The 15,520-nt window shown below is 68.2% G+C and carries 15 protein-coding genes; 8 read left to right on the top strand and 7 right to left on the bottom strand.

Annotated elements, in window-relative coordinates; genetic code table 11:
- From scpA to ACQP1O_RS24725, 3 genes are all read left to right on the top strand, one after another.
- Window positions 1-2,259, top strand: a complete 2,259-nt coding sequence (scpA, locus tag ACQP1O_RS24735) for a methylmalonyl-CoA mutase (protein ID WP_433560860.1) — start codon at window positions 1-3, stop codon at window positions 2,257-2,259.
- Between the two features lie 125 nt (window positions 2,260-2,384).
- Window positions 2,385-3,383, top strand: a complete 999-nt coding sequence (gene meaB / locus ACQP1O_RS24730; protein WP_364612020.1) for a methylmalonyl Co-A mutase-associated GTPase MeaB — start codon at window positions 2,385-2,387, stop codon at window positions 3,381-3,383.
- 5 nt (window positions 3,384-3,388) lie between these two features.
- The gene (locus tag ACQP1O_RS24725; RefSeq protein ID WP_433560859.1) at window positions 3,389-3,895 is read left to right on the top strand and encodes an N-acetyltransferase family protein; all 507 of its coding nucleotides are present in this window, start codon (window positions 3,389-3,391) and stop codon (window positions 3,893-3,895) included.
- Between the two features lie 113 nt (window positions 3,896-4,008).
- Here ACQP1O_RS24725 and ACQP1O_RS24720 read toward each other — a convergent pair whose 3' ends face one another.
- On the bottom strand, window positions 4,009-4,986 hold the full coding sequence (locus tag ACQP1O_RS24720) for an alpha/beta hydrolase (RefSeq protein WP_433560858.1): 978 nt from the start codon (window positions 4,984-4,986) through the stop codon (window positions 4,009-4,011).
- 181 nt (window positions 4,987-5,167) lie between these two features.
- Window positions 5,168-6,352, bottom strand: coding sequence for an acyl-CoA dehydrogenase family protein (locus ACQP1O_RS24715; RefSeq protein ID WP_433560857.1), 1,185 nt, complete (start codon window positions 6,350-6,352; stop codon window positions 5,168-5,170).
- A 200-nt stretch (window positions 6,353-6,552) separates the two neighbouring features.
- Here ACQP1O_RS24715 and ACQP1O_RS24710 point away from each other — a divergent pair, with 200 nt between their 5' ends.
- The 3 genes from ACQP1O_RS24710 to ACQP1O_RS24700 are packed head-to-tail and all read left to right on the top strand — an operon-like array spanning window position 6,553 to window position 8,434.
- A complete protein-coding gene (locus ACQP1O_RS24710; RefSeq protein ID WP_433560856.1) occupies window positions 6,553-7,005 on the top strand; it encodes a MarR family winged helix-turn-helix transcriptional regulator in 453 nt (150 codons plus the stop codon).
- Complete coding sequence (locus tag ACQP1O_RS24705) at window positions 7,005-7,427, top strand: organic hydroperoxide resistance protein (RefSeq protein ID WP_433560855.1); 423 nt, start codon at window positions 7,005-7,007, stop codon at window positions 7,425-7,427. Before ACQP1O_RS24710 ends, ACQP1O_RS24705 begins: the two co-directional genes overlap by 1 nt.
- An 11-nt stretch (window positions 7,428-7,438) precedes the next feature.
- Entirely contained in the window at window positions 7,439-8,434 is a 996-nt protein-coding gene (locus tag ACQP1O_RS24700; protein ID WP_433560854.1) for a zinc-binding dehydrogenase, read from the top strand.
- Here ACQP1O_RS24700 and ACQP1O_RS24695 read toward each other — a convergent pair.
- The 3 genes from ACQP1O_RS24695 to ACQP1O_RS24685 form a co-directional block, all read right to left on the bottom strand.
- On the bottom strand, window positions 8,420-8,782 hold the full coding sequence (locus ACQP1O_RS24695; protein ID WP_433560853.1) for a DUF1304 domain-containing protein: 363 nt from the start codon (window positions 8,780-8,782) through the stop codon (window positions 8,420-8,422). The two genes, ACQP1O_RS24700 and ACQP1O_RS24695, sit on opposite strands and share 15 nt — an antisense overlap.
- Window positions 8,783-8,904: 122 nt before the next feature.
- The gene (locus tag ACQP1O_RS24690) at window positions 8,905-9,792 is read right to left on the bottom strand and encodes an amidohydrolase family protein (protein WP_433560852.1); all 888 of its coding nucleotides are present in this window, start codon (window positions 9,790-9,792) and stop codon (window positions 8,905-8,907) included.
- Entirely contained in the window at window positions 9,789-10,820 is a 1,032-nt protein-coding gene (locus ACQP1O_RS24685) for a nucleoside hydrolase (RefSeq protein WP_433567774.1), read from the bottom strand. Before ACQP1O_RS24685 ends, ACQP1O_RS24690 begins: the two co-directional genes overlap by 4 nt.
- A 134-nt stretch (window positions 10,821-10,954) precedes the next feature.
- Between ACQP1O_RS24685 and ACQP1O_RS24680 the strand changes: the two genes are divergently transcribed.
- Window positions 10,955-11,527 carry a TetR/AcrR family transcriptional regulator gene (locus ACQP1O_RS24680; RefSeq protein ID WP_433560851.1) on the top strand — a complete coding sequence of 191 codons (573 nt, stop codon included), beginning with the start codon at window positions 10,955-10,957 and terminating at the stop codon, window positions 11,525-11,527.
- Between the two features lie 27 nt (window positions 11,528-11,554).
- On the opposite strand, the gene ACQP1O_RS24675 is transcribed toward ACQP1O_RS24680, so the two are convergent.
- Both ACQP1O_RS24675 and ACQP1O_RS24670 read right to left on the bottom strand, forming a co-directional pair.
- A complete protein-coding gene (locus ACQP1O_RS24675; RefSeq protein WP_433560850.1) occupies window positions 11,555-13,123 on the bottom strand; it encodes an MFS transporter in 1,569 nt (522 codons plus the stop codon).
- Window positions 13,124-13,291: 168 nt separating this feature from the next.
- Window positions 13,292-14,662: a CoA transferase gene (locus tag ACQP1O_RS24670; protein WP_433560849.1), complete on the bottom strand. Its 1,371-nt coding sequence runs from the start codon at window positions 14,660-14,662 to the stop codon at window positions 13,292-13,294.
- Window positions 14,663-14,727: 65 nt separating this feature from the next.
- On the opposite strand from ACQP1O_RS24670, the gene ACQP1O_RS24665 reads away from it, so the two are divergent.
- Window positions 14,728-15,516, top strand: coding sequence for a thioesterase II family protein (locus ACQP1O_RS24665; protein WP_433560848.1), 789 nt, complete (start codon window positions 14,728-14,730; stop codon window positions 15,514-15,516).
- Window positions 15,517-15,520: the final 4 nt, after the last annotated feature.

The following is a 15,520-nucleotide window of genomic DNA, read 5'->3' as shown; positions in this document are numbered from 1 at the left end:
ATGAGCGATATCAAGCACCGGATCGGCAACTTCGCCGAAGTACCGCTGACCGAGGGCGACACCGTCCCCGCCGAGGTCAGCGGCGAGCAGGTCGACGCCTTCGTCGAGGAGGCCGCGACCGCCAATCACTATGCGCCCGAACAGCTCACCTGGTCGACCCCCGAAGGCATCGACGTGCCGCCGGTGTTCACCAAGGCCGATCGGGACGCCATCGTCGCCGAGGGCTACCCGCTCGACAGCGTGCCGGGTGTGGCCCCGTTCGTGCGCGGCCCGTACCCGACCATGTACGTGAACCAGCCGTGGACGATTCGCCAGTACGCGGGCTTCTCCACCGCCGCCGACTCCAATGCCTTCTACCGCCGCAACCTGCAGGCGGGCCAGAAGGGCTTGTCGGTCGCCTTCGACCTGGCGACCCACCGTGGCTACGACTCCGACCACCCGCGCGTCACCGGTGACGTCGGCATGGCCGGTGTCGCCATCGACTCCATCCTCGACATGCGGGAACTGTTCGATCACATTCCGCTGGACCAGGTTTCGGTGTCGATGACCATGAACGGCGCGGTACTGCCGATCCTGGCGCTCTATGTCGTCGCCGCCGAAGAGCAGGGCGTCAAGCCCGAGCAGCTGGCCGGAACCATTCAGAACGACATTCTGAAGGAGTTCATGGTCCGCAACACCTACATCTACCCGCCCAAGCCCTCGATGCGGATCATCTCCGACATCTTCGCCTACACCTCCGCGAAGATGCCGAAGTTCAACTCGATCTCCATCTCCGGCTACCACATCCAGGAGGCCGGAGCCACGGCCGACCTGGAGCTGGCCTACACCCTCGCCGACGGCGTGGAGTACATCAAGGCCGGTCTGGACGCGGGCATGGAGGTCGACAAGTTCGCGCCGCGACTGTCGTTCTTCTGGGCCATCGGCATGAATTTCTTCATGGAGGTCGCGAAACTCCGTGCGGGACGGCTCCTCTGGAGCGAGCTGGTCGCCAAGTTCGAGCCCAAGAACTCCAAGTCGCTGGCGCTGCGTACGCACTCGCAGACCTCGGGCTGGTCGCTGACCGCGCAGGACGTGTTCAACAACGTCGCGCGCACCTGCGTGGAGGCCATGGCCGCCACCCAGGGTCACACCCAGTCGCTGCACACCAACGCGCTGGACGAGGCGCTGGCCCTGCCGACGGACTTCTCCGCCCGCATCGCCCGCAACACCCAGCTGCTCATCCAGCAGGAGTCCAACACCACCCGTCCGGCCGACCCGTGGGGCGGCTCGTACTACGTGGAGTGGCTGACCCACCAGCTGGCCGAGCGCGCCCGCGCCCACATCGCCGAGATCGAGGCGCACGGCGGTATGGCGCAGGCGATCTCGGAGGGCATCCCGAAGCTGCGCATCGAAGAGGCCGCCGCTCGCACCCAGGCGCGCATCGACACCGGCCAGCAGCCGGTGATCGGCGTCAACAAGTACCTGGTCGAGGAAGACACCCCGATCGAGGTGCTCAAGGTCGAGAACTCGCGCGTGCGCGCCGAGCAGAACGCCAAGCTGGAAAAGCTGCGGGCCGAACGCGATTCGGCCGAGGTCGAGAAGGCGCTGGCCGAATTGACCCGTGCGGCAGCCTCGTCCGAGGGCGGCATGGACAACAATCTGCTCGCCCTGGCCATCAACGCCGCGCGCGCCAAGGCCACCGTGGGCGAAATCTCCGACGCGCTGGAGCAGGTGTACGGCCGCCACCAGGCCGAGATCCGCACGCTCTCCGGCGTTTACCGCGAGGAGGCCGGCAAGGTGACCAACATCAGCAAGGCCATCGAACTGGTCGAGGCGTTCGCCGAGGCGGAGGGCCGTCGCCCCCGCATCCTGGTCGCCAAGATGGGCCAGGACGGCCACGACCGCGGCCAGAAGGTGATCGCCACGGCCTTCGCCGACCTCGGCATGGACGTCGACGTGGGCCCGCTGTTCCAGACCCCCGAGGAGGTGGCGCAGCAGGCGGCCGACAACGACGTGCACGTCGTCGGTGTCTCGTCGCTGGCCGCAGGCCACCTCACGCTGGTGCCCGCCCTGCGGCAGGCACTGGCCGATGTCGGACGCCCCGACATCATGGTCACCGTCGGCGGCGTCATCCCGCCCGGTGACTACGACGAGCTGTACGCCGCGGGTGCCGCCGGCATCTTCGGCCCCGGCACCATCATCGCCGACGCCGCGATCGACCTGATCAAGAAGCTGGCCGCACAGCTGGGCCACGAGATCGGCACCGGCGCAACGGAATGAGCGACGCCGCACGCGGGACCGAGGGTGGCGGAATCCACCCTCGGCTCGGCACCACCGCCGGCGTCGGCCTGCCCGGCCCCGCCGGAGCAGAAACGACCGGCCCCGGCGCCCCGCCCGCCACTCCGGTGGCGCGCCGAGTGATCGATGTCGACCAACTGGCCGCGCAGGTGCGGGCAGGGGAGCGGGCCGGCCTGGCCCGCGCCATCACCCTGGTCGAATCGACCCGCACCGACCACCGGGACCTGGCCCAGCAGCTGCTGCTGCGGCTGACCCCCGAAGCGGGCAAGGTGGTGTCCAATCGCGTTGGCATCACCGGTGTTCCGGGTGTCGGCAAGTCGACGTTCATCGACGCGCTGGGCATGTACCTCATCGGCCAGGGCCACCGCGTGGCGGTGCTGGCCGTGGACCCGTCCTCGACGCGGACCGGCGGCTCGATCCTCGGCGACAAGACGCGCATGGCGCGACTGTCGGTGGAACGGGACGCCTTCATCCGCCCGTCCCCCACGGCCGGAACCCTCGGCGGCGTGGCGAAAGCGACCCGCGAGACCATCGTGCTGCTGGAGGCGGCAGGCTACGACGTCATCCTGGTGGAGACCGTCGGTGTCGGCCAGTCCGAGGTCACCGTCGCCAATATGGTCGACGTCTTCTGCTTCCTCACCCTGGCCCGCACCGGCGACCAGCTGCAGGGAATCAAGAAGGGCGTCCTCGAACTCGCCGACCTGGTGGCCGTGAACAAGGCCGACGGCCGTCACGAGCTGGAGGCCAAGGCCGCCGCCCGGGAGCTTCAAGGAGCGATGCGGCTCATCCACCCGCGCGAATCCCTGTGGCGTCCACCGGTTCTCACCATGTCCGGCCTCAACGGCATCGGACTGGATTCGTTCTGGGACACGGTCCTCACCCACCGCCGCGTCCTCACCGAAGCAGGCGAGTTCGCCGAGAAGCGCCGCCGCCAGCAGGTCGACTGGACCTGGACCATGGTCCACGACAACCTGCTCCGCCGCCTCACCGAGAACCCGAACGTCAAGGCCCTCCGCACCCAGGTGGAAAAACAGGTCCGCGACGGCTCGCTGACCCCCGCCCTCGCCGCCGAGGAAATCCTCCGGGCCTTCGACGAACGGGCCTGAGCCCCATGGACATCCGGATCCGACCCGGTACCGAATCCGACGCGGAAGCGGTCGCCACGCTGCACACCGCCAGCTGGCGCACCGCCTACGCGAGCATCATGCCCGAGAGCTACCTGAACGGTGCGCTGGCCGACGACCACAAGGCGCTCTGGCACAGTCGCCTGACCGGCGGCCGATCCGACGGCGACCTGTTCATCGCCGAATCGGGCTCGGAATTACTCGGATTCATCTACCTGACACCCCGCGCAGATGGCCGCATTCTCATCGACAATCTGCACGTCGGCCCGACTCTCAAACGAGGCGGCATCGGCTCCCGCCTCCTGCACCACGGATTCGAATGGGCCGCTGCCGAATACCCGGGCAGTCCCGTCTATCTCGAAGTCCTCCAGGCCAATACACCCGCCATCGCCTTCTACGAGCGCCACGGCGGCCACCCCGGCGAACCCCGGACCGCGCACTTCCCCCAGGGCTTTGACCTCCAGGAACTGGAAATTACCTGGTCACGCGGCTGATGCCGGAATCGCGATCAGTCGATCCATGCTGCGCAGCCGGGTCGCCATCACGCCGACGGTGAACACCGACATGCCTCTGGCGGCCAGGCGGATCGGCGGGCGACCAAGAACTCCTAAACTCCCAGAGCCCCGGCGAAAAGTGGCCAGGAATCATGCAGGTCGTCCTGCCAATACGGCCATGCATGCGTCCCATTCCGATACGCAACCTGCGCCGGAATCCCCAGCGAATCCAATACTCCGACAAGCGAATCCGTGCAGCCTCGCACCACCGTCTCCATAGCCCCACCCACGGCCAGCCGATCGGTCAGCGCGCCGACATTCCCCCCGATGCTGGGATCTGCGAGCGAGTCATGAACCCCCAGAACGCCATTCCCCGCCGAAATGTAGAGCGCCACACCGCGCAGTCGGCCCGCGTTGAGAACCGGGTCGTTGGCGCTCCAGGCCGGGTTGTCGTCGCCGCCCCACATATTGGCGGCATTCGCGCCGAACAACTCGAGCGTGGATCGCACGTAGGCCCGCGCCGCCGCGTCCGCCGTGCGCGGGCACCCGCTGTAGGAACCCACCGCCTGATACATACCGGGTGCCTGGATGGCGAGGTTGAGCGCGGAGGTGGCCGACATCGATGCGCCCGCGACGGCATTGCGCCCCGTCATCCCGAATCGCGATTCCAGCAGCGGGGGCAACTCGTGAATGAGGAAAGTGGACCATTTGTTCCGGCCCAGTGTCGGATCATCGGCGACCCAGTCGGTGTAGAAGCTGGCACGGCCGCCGATCGGGGTGATGACATTGACCGGCTTGTCGGCGAAGAACTGGGCGACATCGGTGCGATTGGTCCACGGGCCGCCGTCCTCACCGCCGTCCACCGCGTTGAGCAGGTACAAGGCCGGCGCGGGGCCGTTAGGGTGCGAAACCCACACCGGGACAGTCCTGTTCATGGCCGCCGAGTAGACGGTGACCTCGTACTGGCGGCCACCCAGCGGGCGCACGTCCACGATGGAAGCCACGTCGCCGGGGTCGGCCGACGCGGTGACGGGCACAAGGGCAGCAAATGTGGCGATCAGGGCAACGAGGTAGCGCGATAGCCGATGCATGACAGCGAGTATCTCGCTGTCGAGACCCTTTTCAGGCATAACCGCGTGTGTTGGTCCCTGTGGTGACGTGATTGCGTCCTTCTAGAGACCGTTCGGTAGCAAACTCGTGGCATCCCTGTTCGAATGGCCTGGAAGTGTGGCCGGCCAGCGCGGAATCCGTGCCGGGCCGACCTGCCGGTTGTCAGATCATGGCGCGCAGCGGGCCCTCGGGCTCGATGCCCATGATGGTCAATGCCGTCGAGTGGTACAGCGATCCGGGCGTGTGGATGGCGTGTTGCAGGCCCACGTGCGCGTCCCGCCAGAACCGCTGCATGACGTTCTGGCGCCGCACCGCATTGCCGCCGGACCGGGCGAAGATCTCGTCCACCGCCGACACCGCCCGCCAGGCGCAGCGAACTTGATTGCGGCGCACCAGGGAACGATCCTCGAAGGTGATGGTCTTCCCGGCCTCGGCCTGGTCGTAGAGGCGGCTGATGCCGTCCAGCAGCTGGGTGCGCGAGGCAGCGATATCGGCCGCCGCCTCGGAGATGGCCGACAGCACGTACGGATCGTCCTTGATCTTGGTGCCCATGGCTGTGACCCGGTCGCGCTGATAGTCCAGGTGCGTGGCGAGCGCGCCCTCGGCGATCCCGATCACCGCCGAGGTGATGCCCAGCGGGAACATGGCCCAGAACGGCAGCTTGTAGACGGTCTCGGTGCGGCCCGCCCGCTCGGCCGCGATCTCACCGGCCGCGACGGCATCGAATTCGATGGTCCGATAGGCCGGAATGAACGCGCCGTCCACGATGACGTCCTTGCTGCCGGTGCCCTGCAGCCCGATGACGTCCCACGAGTCGTCGACGATCGTGTAGTCCCGGCGCGGCAGCACCACGTGCAACACGGTCGGCGGCATGACCGGATTGCCGTCGGCGTCACCGAGCAGCGCGCCCAGGAAGATCCAGTCGCAGTGATCGGTGCCGGAGGAGAAGTTCCAGCGGCCGCGCAGGGTGTATCCGCCGTCGACCGGCGTGGCCACGCCCTGGGCGGCATACGGTGAGGCGATCCAGGTGTCCGGATTCTCGCCCCACACCTCGTTCTGCAGCCGCCGGTCCATCAGCGCCATTTCCCACGGGTGCACGCCGCCGACGCCGCACACCCAGCCGGTGGACCCGCAGTGCCGGGCCACGGCCATGACCGACTCGGCGAAATCCCGCGGATGCGCGGCGTATCCGCCGAAATCGGCGGGTTGCAGCAGCCGCATCACCCCGGCCTGACGGATCAGCTTCACGCTCTCGTCGGAGAGCTTGCCCAGCCGCTCGGTCTCCTCGGCGGTCGCCGCCAACTGGGCCGACAGCTCCGCGACCCGGTTCACTACCTCGTGCGTCATCGCAACTCCCACTGGTTCGGTGTGCCCCTATTAGAACGCGTTCTAGCAGCGGTGTCCGGGAATCCGCCTGCCCGCGAGCGAAATTCCCGATGATCGGAACCCGCCCTGCGGCCGGGTCCGGGCGATGTTATCGCCGGGTGTGACGCAGCATACGGTGAGATAGATTGTGCACAATCTAATTGCTGGCTACCGTATTGGACATGACCGATGAGCTGGCGCTGGAAAACCAACTGTGCTTCGCGCTCTACTCGGCGTCCCGGGCCATGACCGCCATGTACCGCCCCCAGCTGGACGCCCTGGGCATCACCTATCCGCAATACCTGGTGCTGCTCGCGCTCTGGCAGCGCGACGACCGCACCGTCGGCGACCTGTGCTCGGCCCTGGAACTGGACTCGGGCACGCTGTCGCCACTGCTCAAGCGGCTCGAAGCGGCGGGCTTCGTGGCACGCCGCCGCTCGACCGCCGACGAACGCCGCGTGGAGATCACGCTGACCGACCGCGGACGCGAATTGCGTTCGGCCGCATGCCGGATCCCGGCGCGATCGGCCGAGATCGCCGGCCTGCCCGGCGAGGAACTGGTCCAACTGCGGGAAACCCTGCACCGACTCACCGACGCGCTCACCGCGCACACCCGATCGAAGGAAACCCCCTGATGAACGTGCTCTACACCGCCGAAGCCCTCGCTACCGGAGACGGCCGCAACGGCCAGGTCCGCACCGCCGACGGCAAGATCGACGCCACGCTCTCGATTCCGAAGGAGATGGGCGGCAACGGCCTCGGCACCAACCCGGAGCAGCTCTTCGCCGCCGGTTACGCGGCCTGCTTCCACTCGGCCCTGCGCACCGTGGCGCGGTCGCTGAAGGCGAATGTGGACGACTCGGCCGTGGGCGCGAAGGTCGGCATCGGCCCCAATGACGCCGGCGGATTCGGTCTGGCCGTTACCCTCGAGGTGTCGCTGCCGCACCTGCCCCTGGACGAGGCGCGGGCGCTGGCGGACAAGGCACACCAGGTGTGCCCGTACTCCAATGCCACTCGCGGCAATATCGAGGTCGACGTCATCGTGGTCGAAGACTGAGGAGGATGAGCATGCGTGCGGTAGTCATCGAACAGTTCGGCGAGCCCGAGCAGGTCCTGACCACGGCCGAGCGGCCGGTGCCCGAGCCCGGGCCGGGCGAGGTGCGGATCGCGACCACACTGGCCCCGATCCACAATCACGACCTGGCCATCATCCGGGGCGTCTACGGCTACCGGCCCGAGCTGCCCGCCATCCCGGGCACCGAGGCCGTCGGCCACGTCGACGCCCTGGGTCCGGAGGTCACCGGCCTGGAAATCGGTCAGCGCGTGACGGTTTCGGGTGTGCAGGGCGCATGGGCGGAGTACTTCGTGGCCAAGGCCGGCGGGATCGTCCCGGTGCCGGATACGGTGTCCGACGCGACCGCGAGTCAGCTGCTGGCCATGCCGCTGAGCGCACTCATGCTGCTCGAGGATCTCGATGTCGAACCCGGCCAGTGGATCGCGATCAATGCCGCCAACGGCGCGGTGGGACGACTGGTGAACCAGCTCGCCCGTGCCCGCGGCGTCCATGTCCTGAACCTGGTGCGCAGCGCGGCGGCGGCGAAGTCGTTGCGGGAGCTGGGCTTCGAACCGGTGCTCGAGACCGAGTCGGGGGACTGGCAGCAGCAGGTCGCGGATGTCACCGGCGGCGAACCCATCGCCCGCGCGGTGGACCAGGTCGGTGGGCCGGCCGCCGATGACCTGCTGTCGGTGCTCGGCCCGCGTGGTGAGCTCATCACCTTCGGCGCGCTGTCGGGGCAGCCGCTGGTGCTCAACCCCGGCCCGATCATCTTCAAACAGGCCGTGGTGAAGGGCTTCTGGGGTTCCAAGCGCGCCGAGGAGATCGGCGGTGACGAACGACGCCGCCTCATCACCGAGCTGGTGACCCTGGCCGCCCGCGGCGAACTGGACCTGGCCGTCGAGGCCACCTACCCGCTCGCGGAGGCCGCCGAGGCCGCGGCCGCGAGCGAACGCCCGGGCCGCAATGCCAAGATCGCGCTCAGCGCCGCGGCGCTAACCGGCCAGTAGGACCGCGATCAGCGTGATCGCGCCGGGCAGCGCCTGCCCGACGAAGATCCGGCGGCTCGCGGTGGCCCCGCCAAAGAGTCCGGCGACCACGACGCAGGCCGCGAAGAAGATCTTCGCGGCCTGCCCGACCGGATCGGCGGCGATCAGACCCCAGATCAGCCCCGCCGCCAGAAAACCGTTGTAGAGACCCTGATTCGCGGCGAAGACCTTGGACTCCTCGGCGAACTCGGCCGTGACGCCGAAGCCCGCGCGCACCCGCGGCGTGGTCCACAGGAACATCTCCATGATCAGGATGTAGACGTGCAGCGCGGCGAGCAATCCGACCAGGATGTCCGCGACCAATCGCATGACCGACCTGCCTTCCATGAGGTTTCAGCCGACACCGACCATCGCGTCTCATCGTGTCAGACCCGTGCGCCGGAAGGCACTGAGCGCATCGTCGAAACCCGGAGTGTCATGCATCCGGTGAGCTATCCGATGCCGAAGAGGTCCGCCGCATTGCGGTAACAGACCGCTCGTAGCCAGTCGTCACCGAGACCGAGCCGTTCCAGAGCGAACAGCGCATGGCCGTACGAATAGGGAATGTTCGGGAAGTCGCTGCCGAACAGGATGCGATCGCCGAAGTCTTGCAGGCGCGCCAGCTCGGCGGCGGGGAAGGGGTCACCGGCCTCGAAGAAGTCGGTGAAGTTCATGGTGGTGTCGAACAGAACCCCGGGGTTGTCCGCGGCGATGTCGAGGAACTCGCTGTATTCGGGCGCCCCCATGTGCGCGATGATCAGGCGTAGTCGCGGGAACCGCCGCAGCAGTTGGGCGATCGGCTCGGGTCCGGTGAATTGCCCTGCGGCAGGCCCGGATCCGCAGTGCGTGACCACCGGGATGCCCGCCTCCTGGACCAGGCCCCACACCTCGTCCAACAGCGGATCCGCCGGGTGATAGTTCCCGACCTGGATGTGCAGCTTGAAGATTCGCGTCCCCGACTCGATCGCGGCACGCACATACTCGGCCGCGCCCGGCTCCGGATAGAAGGTCGACGTGTGCAGGCAGTCCGGTGTGCGCGCGGCGAAATCGGCGGACCACTCGTTGAGCCAGGCCGCCATCTCGGGCTTGTGCGGGTAGACCATCGAGGTGAAGCCGCGAACGCCGAAGCCGCGCAGCGTCTTCAGCCGCACCTGCTCCTCGGCGCGATAGGTGATCGGCCACGCGCGGTGGCCGAGCAGCGGCCCGGCCGAATCGAAGTACCCCCACACCTTGCGCAGCACCTGTTCGGGCATGAAATGCGTGTGGACGTCGATGATCCCGGGCAGCCCCAGCCGCGTATGGAAATCGGTGACGTAGTCGAGGTCCTGCTCGTCGGTCACCGGCTCGAATCTCCTTCCGCGAACACGGTTCGCGCGTAATCCCCGACGCGGTCGACGAGCCGGTCGAAGAACAGCTCCGGATCGGTCCCGATCACGATGTCGGCGTTGGGTTCCCGCCCCCACATGCCCGCCCAGTCGGCGACCGTGGTGGCGCGGGTGATCGTTCCGGTCAGCTCCACATCGACGGTCGCCGGTTTGGTGACGGCCAGGCTCGGGTCCAGTGCCACGGCCGCCGCGAACGGATCGTGCATGTGCGCCAGATACCCCTGGTCGTAGAGCTTGTGGAAGTCGAAGTAGAAACGGATCGCATCGGTCAGGTACCGCACCAGCGGATTGCCGGCCGCCGAGCGCGCCTCCGGCGGATCGTTCTCGCTGACGTGTTCCACCGGTGTGCTCCCGGCCCGTTCGGCCAGCAGCGCCAGATGTTTGGGCTTCATCTCGATGGTCTCGGTGATGTCGAGCGCGCACACGATGGGCCGGCGGTCGGCGGGCGCGGCGGAGAAGGCGTCGAACACCTCCTTGGCCGCTTCCGGATCGACGTGCACGTTCCACTCGTTGGTCGGGGTGGTGTTGCCCGGATGGTTGAACGCGCCGCCCATGATCACCAGGCGCCGGAGCAGCTGCGGCAGTTGGGGTTCCATCCGCAGCGCCAGCGCGAGATTGGTGAGCGGTCCGGTGCACAGCCCGACGATCTCGCCCGGATGCTCGCGCACCAGGTCGACCCACAGCTGGGCCGCGGATCGGTCGGAGAGGGTCCGGGTGGACGGCGGCAGCTCGGCGTAGCCGATGCCCTGGGGCCCGTGGGTGTCCTCGGTGGTGCGTAGCGGGACTGCCAGGGGTGTCAGCGCACCCTGCGCGACCTCGAGCTCCGGGGCCCGCACCAGCTCGAGGAGCGCGAGATTGTTGGCGGCCACCTGTGGCGCGGGCACATTGCCCGCGGTGGAGGCGATTCCGACGATCTCGGCCTCGGGGGAGGCCAGGAGGTAGAGCAGGCCCAGGGAGTCGTCGATGCCGGTGTCGTTGTCCATCAGGATCTTCTGGCGCACGCGTTCGAGGGTAGCTGTATCGGTGCCGGCGGCCTCACGGGGAGGATGCGCCGGTCCTGTCAGCTTGTGAAACGCCCGTCTGGAACGTTTGTCTAAGACGTTGGTAGGGTGGTCCTATGGGAAATCGAGAAGACCTCCTGGCAGGTGCCCGCAAGGCCGTCCTGGAACGCGGCCTGGCCAAGGTGACCGCCCGGGACATCGCCACTGCCGCTGGGGTGAGCCTGGCCGCCATCGGCTATCACTTCGGTTCCAAGGACCAGTTGGTCACCGAGGCCATCACAATGGGCGTCGGCACCCAGATCGGTGACGACATGGAGGCCGCCATCCGGGACGCGGGGGAGGGTCGCACGCTGTGGGAGTCGGTGACCGCGATCTGGAACGGCTTCGTCGATGTGGTGCAGCGCAATCGCGACGGCCTGTTGCTGAGCACCGAGAACGGCATCCAGATCGCGCGCGATCCCGCGCAGCAGGTCTACATGGCCGAGGCCAGCGCGGTCGCGCATCGGGAGATCGCCGCGGCCGTCCACGCGGCGCACCCGGAACTGACCGACGAGCAGGCCACGGCGGTCGGGCAGCTGCTGTTCCTGCTGTTCCAGGGCCTCGCCATCCAGAAGTTGATCGCGCCGGGTGCCCAGCTGCTGGACGGTGATTCGCTGGTGACCGCCATCGAAGCCATCCGGGGCAGATGAACTCACCGTCGGGCCGGCCGGGTTGATTCAGCCAGGCGGCACATGCCGCAGCCGGGTCATGGCGATGACGGCCAGCAGCAGCGCCGCGCCGGCCGCGATGGCGGCGGTCAGGTGCATGCCGGTCAGGAAGGCCTGCTTGGCCGCCTCTGCCGTGGCGCTGCCCACCTTCCCGGGCATGGTCCGGGCGACTTCGAGCGCCGCGCCCAGCGTGTCGCGCGCGGCGCGGGCGTCGGGCTCCTGCACCCCGTAGGGCAGAGTGGTGTCGAGCTGATTGCGGTAGATCGCGATGCTGATGCTGCCGAGAATGGAGATTCCCAGCGCCCCACCGAATTCGGCCCCGGTCTCCGAGAGTCCGGAGGCCGCCCCCGCCTGCTCCGGGGGCGCGGTTCCCACGATCAGCTCGGTGGTGATGCCGAAAACCGGTGCCAGCCCGAAGGACACCAGCAGCGATGCCGCGATGGTGAGCTCCACGCCGCCGGTCGCGGTGATCCGGGTGAGCAGCAGCAGTCCGCACGCCGCCATGGCCATGCCCCCGCCGATCATGTAGGCGGGCCGCATCACCTTCATGATGCGCGGGCCCAGCTGCGAGCCGATCATGAAGCCGAGGCCGGCCGGGATGGTGGCCAGACCCGCCCGCAGCGGCGACATGCCCAGCACCAGTTGGAAATACTGCCCCACGAACAGGGCGTACCCGAAGGCCACGAAGATCGCGACCATATTGATGGTGAGCGCCGTGCGGAAGCTGCCCAGCCGGAACAGTCGCAGATCCAGCATGGGTTCGCTGGTATTGAGCTGCCGCCGGACGAAGAGCGCGCCGATCACGAGGCCGGCCGCCAGCGCCGAGACCGCGGCCGCGCCCGGGCCGTCCTGAGCGGCCTTCTTCATGCCGAAGACCACCAAGAGCACTGCCGTCGTGCACAATCCGGCACTGACCAGATCCAGGCGTCCGGCGTCGGGATCGCGGAACTCGGGGAGCACGCGGGGCGCGAGAACGATCAGCAACACCATGACGGGCACCGCGAGCAGGAACACCGAGCCCCACCAGAAGTGCTCGAGCATGATGCCGCCCGCCAGCGGCCCGATGGAGCCGCCCACCGAGTAGGAGCCCACCCAGACCCCGACCGCGATGGAGCGCTGGCCCGGATCGCGAAACATGGTGAATATCAACGAGAGTGTGGACGGCGCCAGGGTGGCCCCGGCGACGCCGAGCAGGGCCCGGCAGCCGATCAGCACCGGCGCCGAGGGCGCGAAGGCCGCGATCACCGAGATCGTGGCGAAGGCGGCCGCCCCGACCATCAGCAGTCGCCGTCTGCCGATGCGGTCGCCGATGGTGCCCATGGTGAGCAGCAACCCGGCGACCATGAATCCGTAAACATCGATGATCCAGAGCAATTGGGAGCTCGTCGGGCGGAGTATCTCGCTGATCTGGGGGACCGCCAGGTGCAGGACGGTGAGATCCATCGAGTACACCAGGCAGGCCAGTGCCAGCACCGCCAATCCGGCCCATTCCCGTCTACCCACCGAGATGGCGCCGGCGTCGCTGGCGGCGGTGAGCAAGGGAGTAGGTGTGTCCACGATGACGTCCTCCATCCGCATGTCGACATACGGGTCGACAATTTTGATGTCGGTTTCAGGGTCTCAAATATTAACGCCGTACGTGGGATAAGTTCGGCGTGTTGAAAGCGCTGTATTGCAAGCCAATTCGCGTAATTGGCCGATGCACTTGCGGGTGTGCGTGCAGCGCGTTGTATACATTCGCGCGCGCTACGAACCGTCCGGTCGGGCTTTCCACTCGGGAGCACTCGAACCGTGGGCCGGAGCGGGCCACGGATGGTCCGGATATTCGGTCAGTGCGGGTCCGGCGGTGGTCACCGCGTCGTGGGTGCGTGCGTACCGGGCATCCGGCGCCGCGGCAGGTTCGTGGGCGGGCGTCCGGCCCGGCGCGGTGATCAGCCAGGATGCCGTGCGGGCCAGGGCGACCCGGACATCGCGGCCGAGGCCGTCGCCACGGCGCTTGCGCAGCGCGTCGAGCACGCCCGCGGCGAGCAGGTATCCGCTGGCGTGATCGAGCGCCTGGGCGGGGAGGGCGCCCACGAATGATTCGCCACGCGAATTATTCTGTGTGCCTTCGATGAGCGAAATTCCTGACGCAGCCTGCACGATGCTGTCGAATCCGCGTCGATCACCCCACGGGCCGAGTTCGCCCCAGGCCGAAACTCGGCCGTGCACAATTCCCGGACGAATTTCCCCGGGTCGCACTCCGAGGCGTTCCAGGCTGCCCGGTCGGTAACCCGAGATGATTATGTCTGCATTGCTGATCAATTCGCGAAAAACAGGAAGTTCGGTACGCAAATCGACTACAGTGGAGCGCTTCCCCTGACAGGTGTCCAGGTACTGCCAGCCGATCTCCGGCAACCCGGGCGGGTCGATCCGCAGCACATCGGCTCCGAGCAGTGCCAATGCCCGCGTCGCCACCGGTCCGGCGATCACCCGGGTGAGATCGAGAACCCGGATACCGCGCAGCGGGAGCAGTTGTGTTGCGGCAGTACGGCACTCGAATCCACCCCGATCGCCGCGCTCCTCCACGGCCACGAGCGGACCGGAGGCGGCGGCCTTGCCCTGCGGGCTGTCGGCCCACTCCCGCTCGGGGCGGACCCGCACCGCGATCGCACCGTGCTCGCCGGCCCGCTGTTCGATGTCAGCCGCCGTCAGTGTCGCTGCGCGCCGGGTGAAATCCTCGCGGGTGGCCGTGCCGGGCAACTCCACGGCGGCCAGCAACCGGGCGCGATGATGCGGATAGTTGGCGTGTGTGCGCACCCACGCGTCCGCAGCTCTGAAGAATCCCGACAACTCTGCGAAGATGTCCGGCGGTTCTCCGTGGAGCCGGAACAGGCGCTCACTCGAGAAGGCCGCGGCGACCCGGGCCGGGTCGGCCGTACCGCCCAGCGGTGCCACGTCACAGGTGGCCCGCCAGCGATCCGCCGCTGCGGCGAAGGCCGCCACCGCACCGCCCGCCAGCGCCCAGACCGGCAGTGTCGCAGCCAGATTCGCACCCGGATCGAGCGCGGGCAGCGGTGCGCCCGGGGTGCCGATTCCGGCCTCGTACTCACGGACCAGCGCATCGTAAGTAGCCACGATCCGACTGTATCGCCGGCACCGGGTCCGACCACGGTGGCACATCTCACGGCATACTCGATCGGATGACAGCCCAACGACTCACCGGAACCGCCTGGCTGCGCGAACTGAAATCCGCTCCCGGCCCCGCAACTGTGCTGGTCTGCTTCCCGCCCGGTGGCGGCTCGGTCACCGCCTACCGGGCGCTGGCCCAGCGCGTCGGCTCGGGTACCGCGGTGTTCGGCGTGCAGTATCCCGGCCGCCAGGACCGCCTCGGCGATGCGCCGGTGCCCGAGCTCACCGAACTGGCCGACCGGGCCGCCGCCGACCTGCTGGCCTGGCCGCGGGACACGCGCCTGGCCATCTTCGGGCACAGCATGGGCGCGACCGTCGCCTACGAGGCCGCCCGCCGGGTCGAGGCGGGCGGGCGCGAGCTGACCCACCTGTTCGTCTCCGGCCGTCCCGCACCGGCTTTCGCCGAGACCGGAAGCCTGCACGCCGGACCGGACGAGGGCCTCATCGCCGATCTGGAAAGGCTGTCGAACGATCCGGCGTCGGTGCGGATCCTGCGCGACGAGCCCGGTCTGGCCGAGTTGGTGCTCCCGGCCGTCCGCAGTGACTACCGCGCCGTGGAGACCTACCGGCACGAGCCGGGTGCGCCGCTGCGCGCGCCGATCACCGCGCTGGTCAGCTCCGCCGATCCGACCACCTCGCCCGCGCAGGCGGGGGAATGGCGCGACTACACCGCCGCCGGATTCGACCTCGCCACCTTCCCGGGTGGCCATTTCTATCTGGATCTGCCCGAAAACCTCCCCGCGATAGGCGATTTGATCACCCGCGCGCTGGCTGCCGCGGTTCCGGGGCACTCGAGTTGAGTAC

Origin of the sequence: Nocardia sp. CA-151230 (assembly GCF_050942175.1) — a bacterium.
GTDB lineage: Bacteria > Actinomycetota > Actinomycetes > Mycobacteriales > Mycobacteriaceae > Nocardia.
The sequence above is the reverse complement of the archived record's forward strand: the minus strand, read 5'-3'. Positions and strand labels throughout refer to the sequence as shown.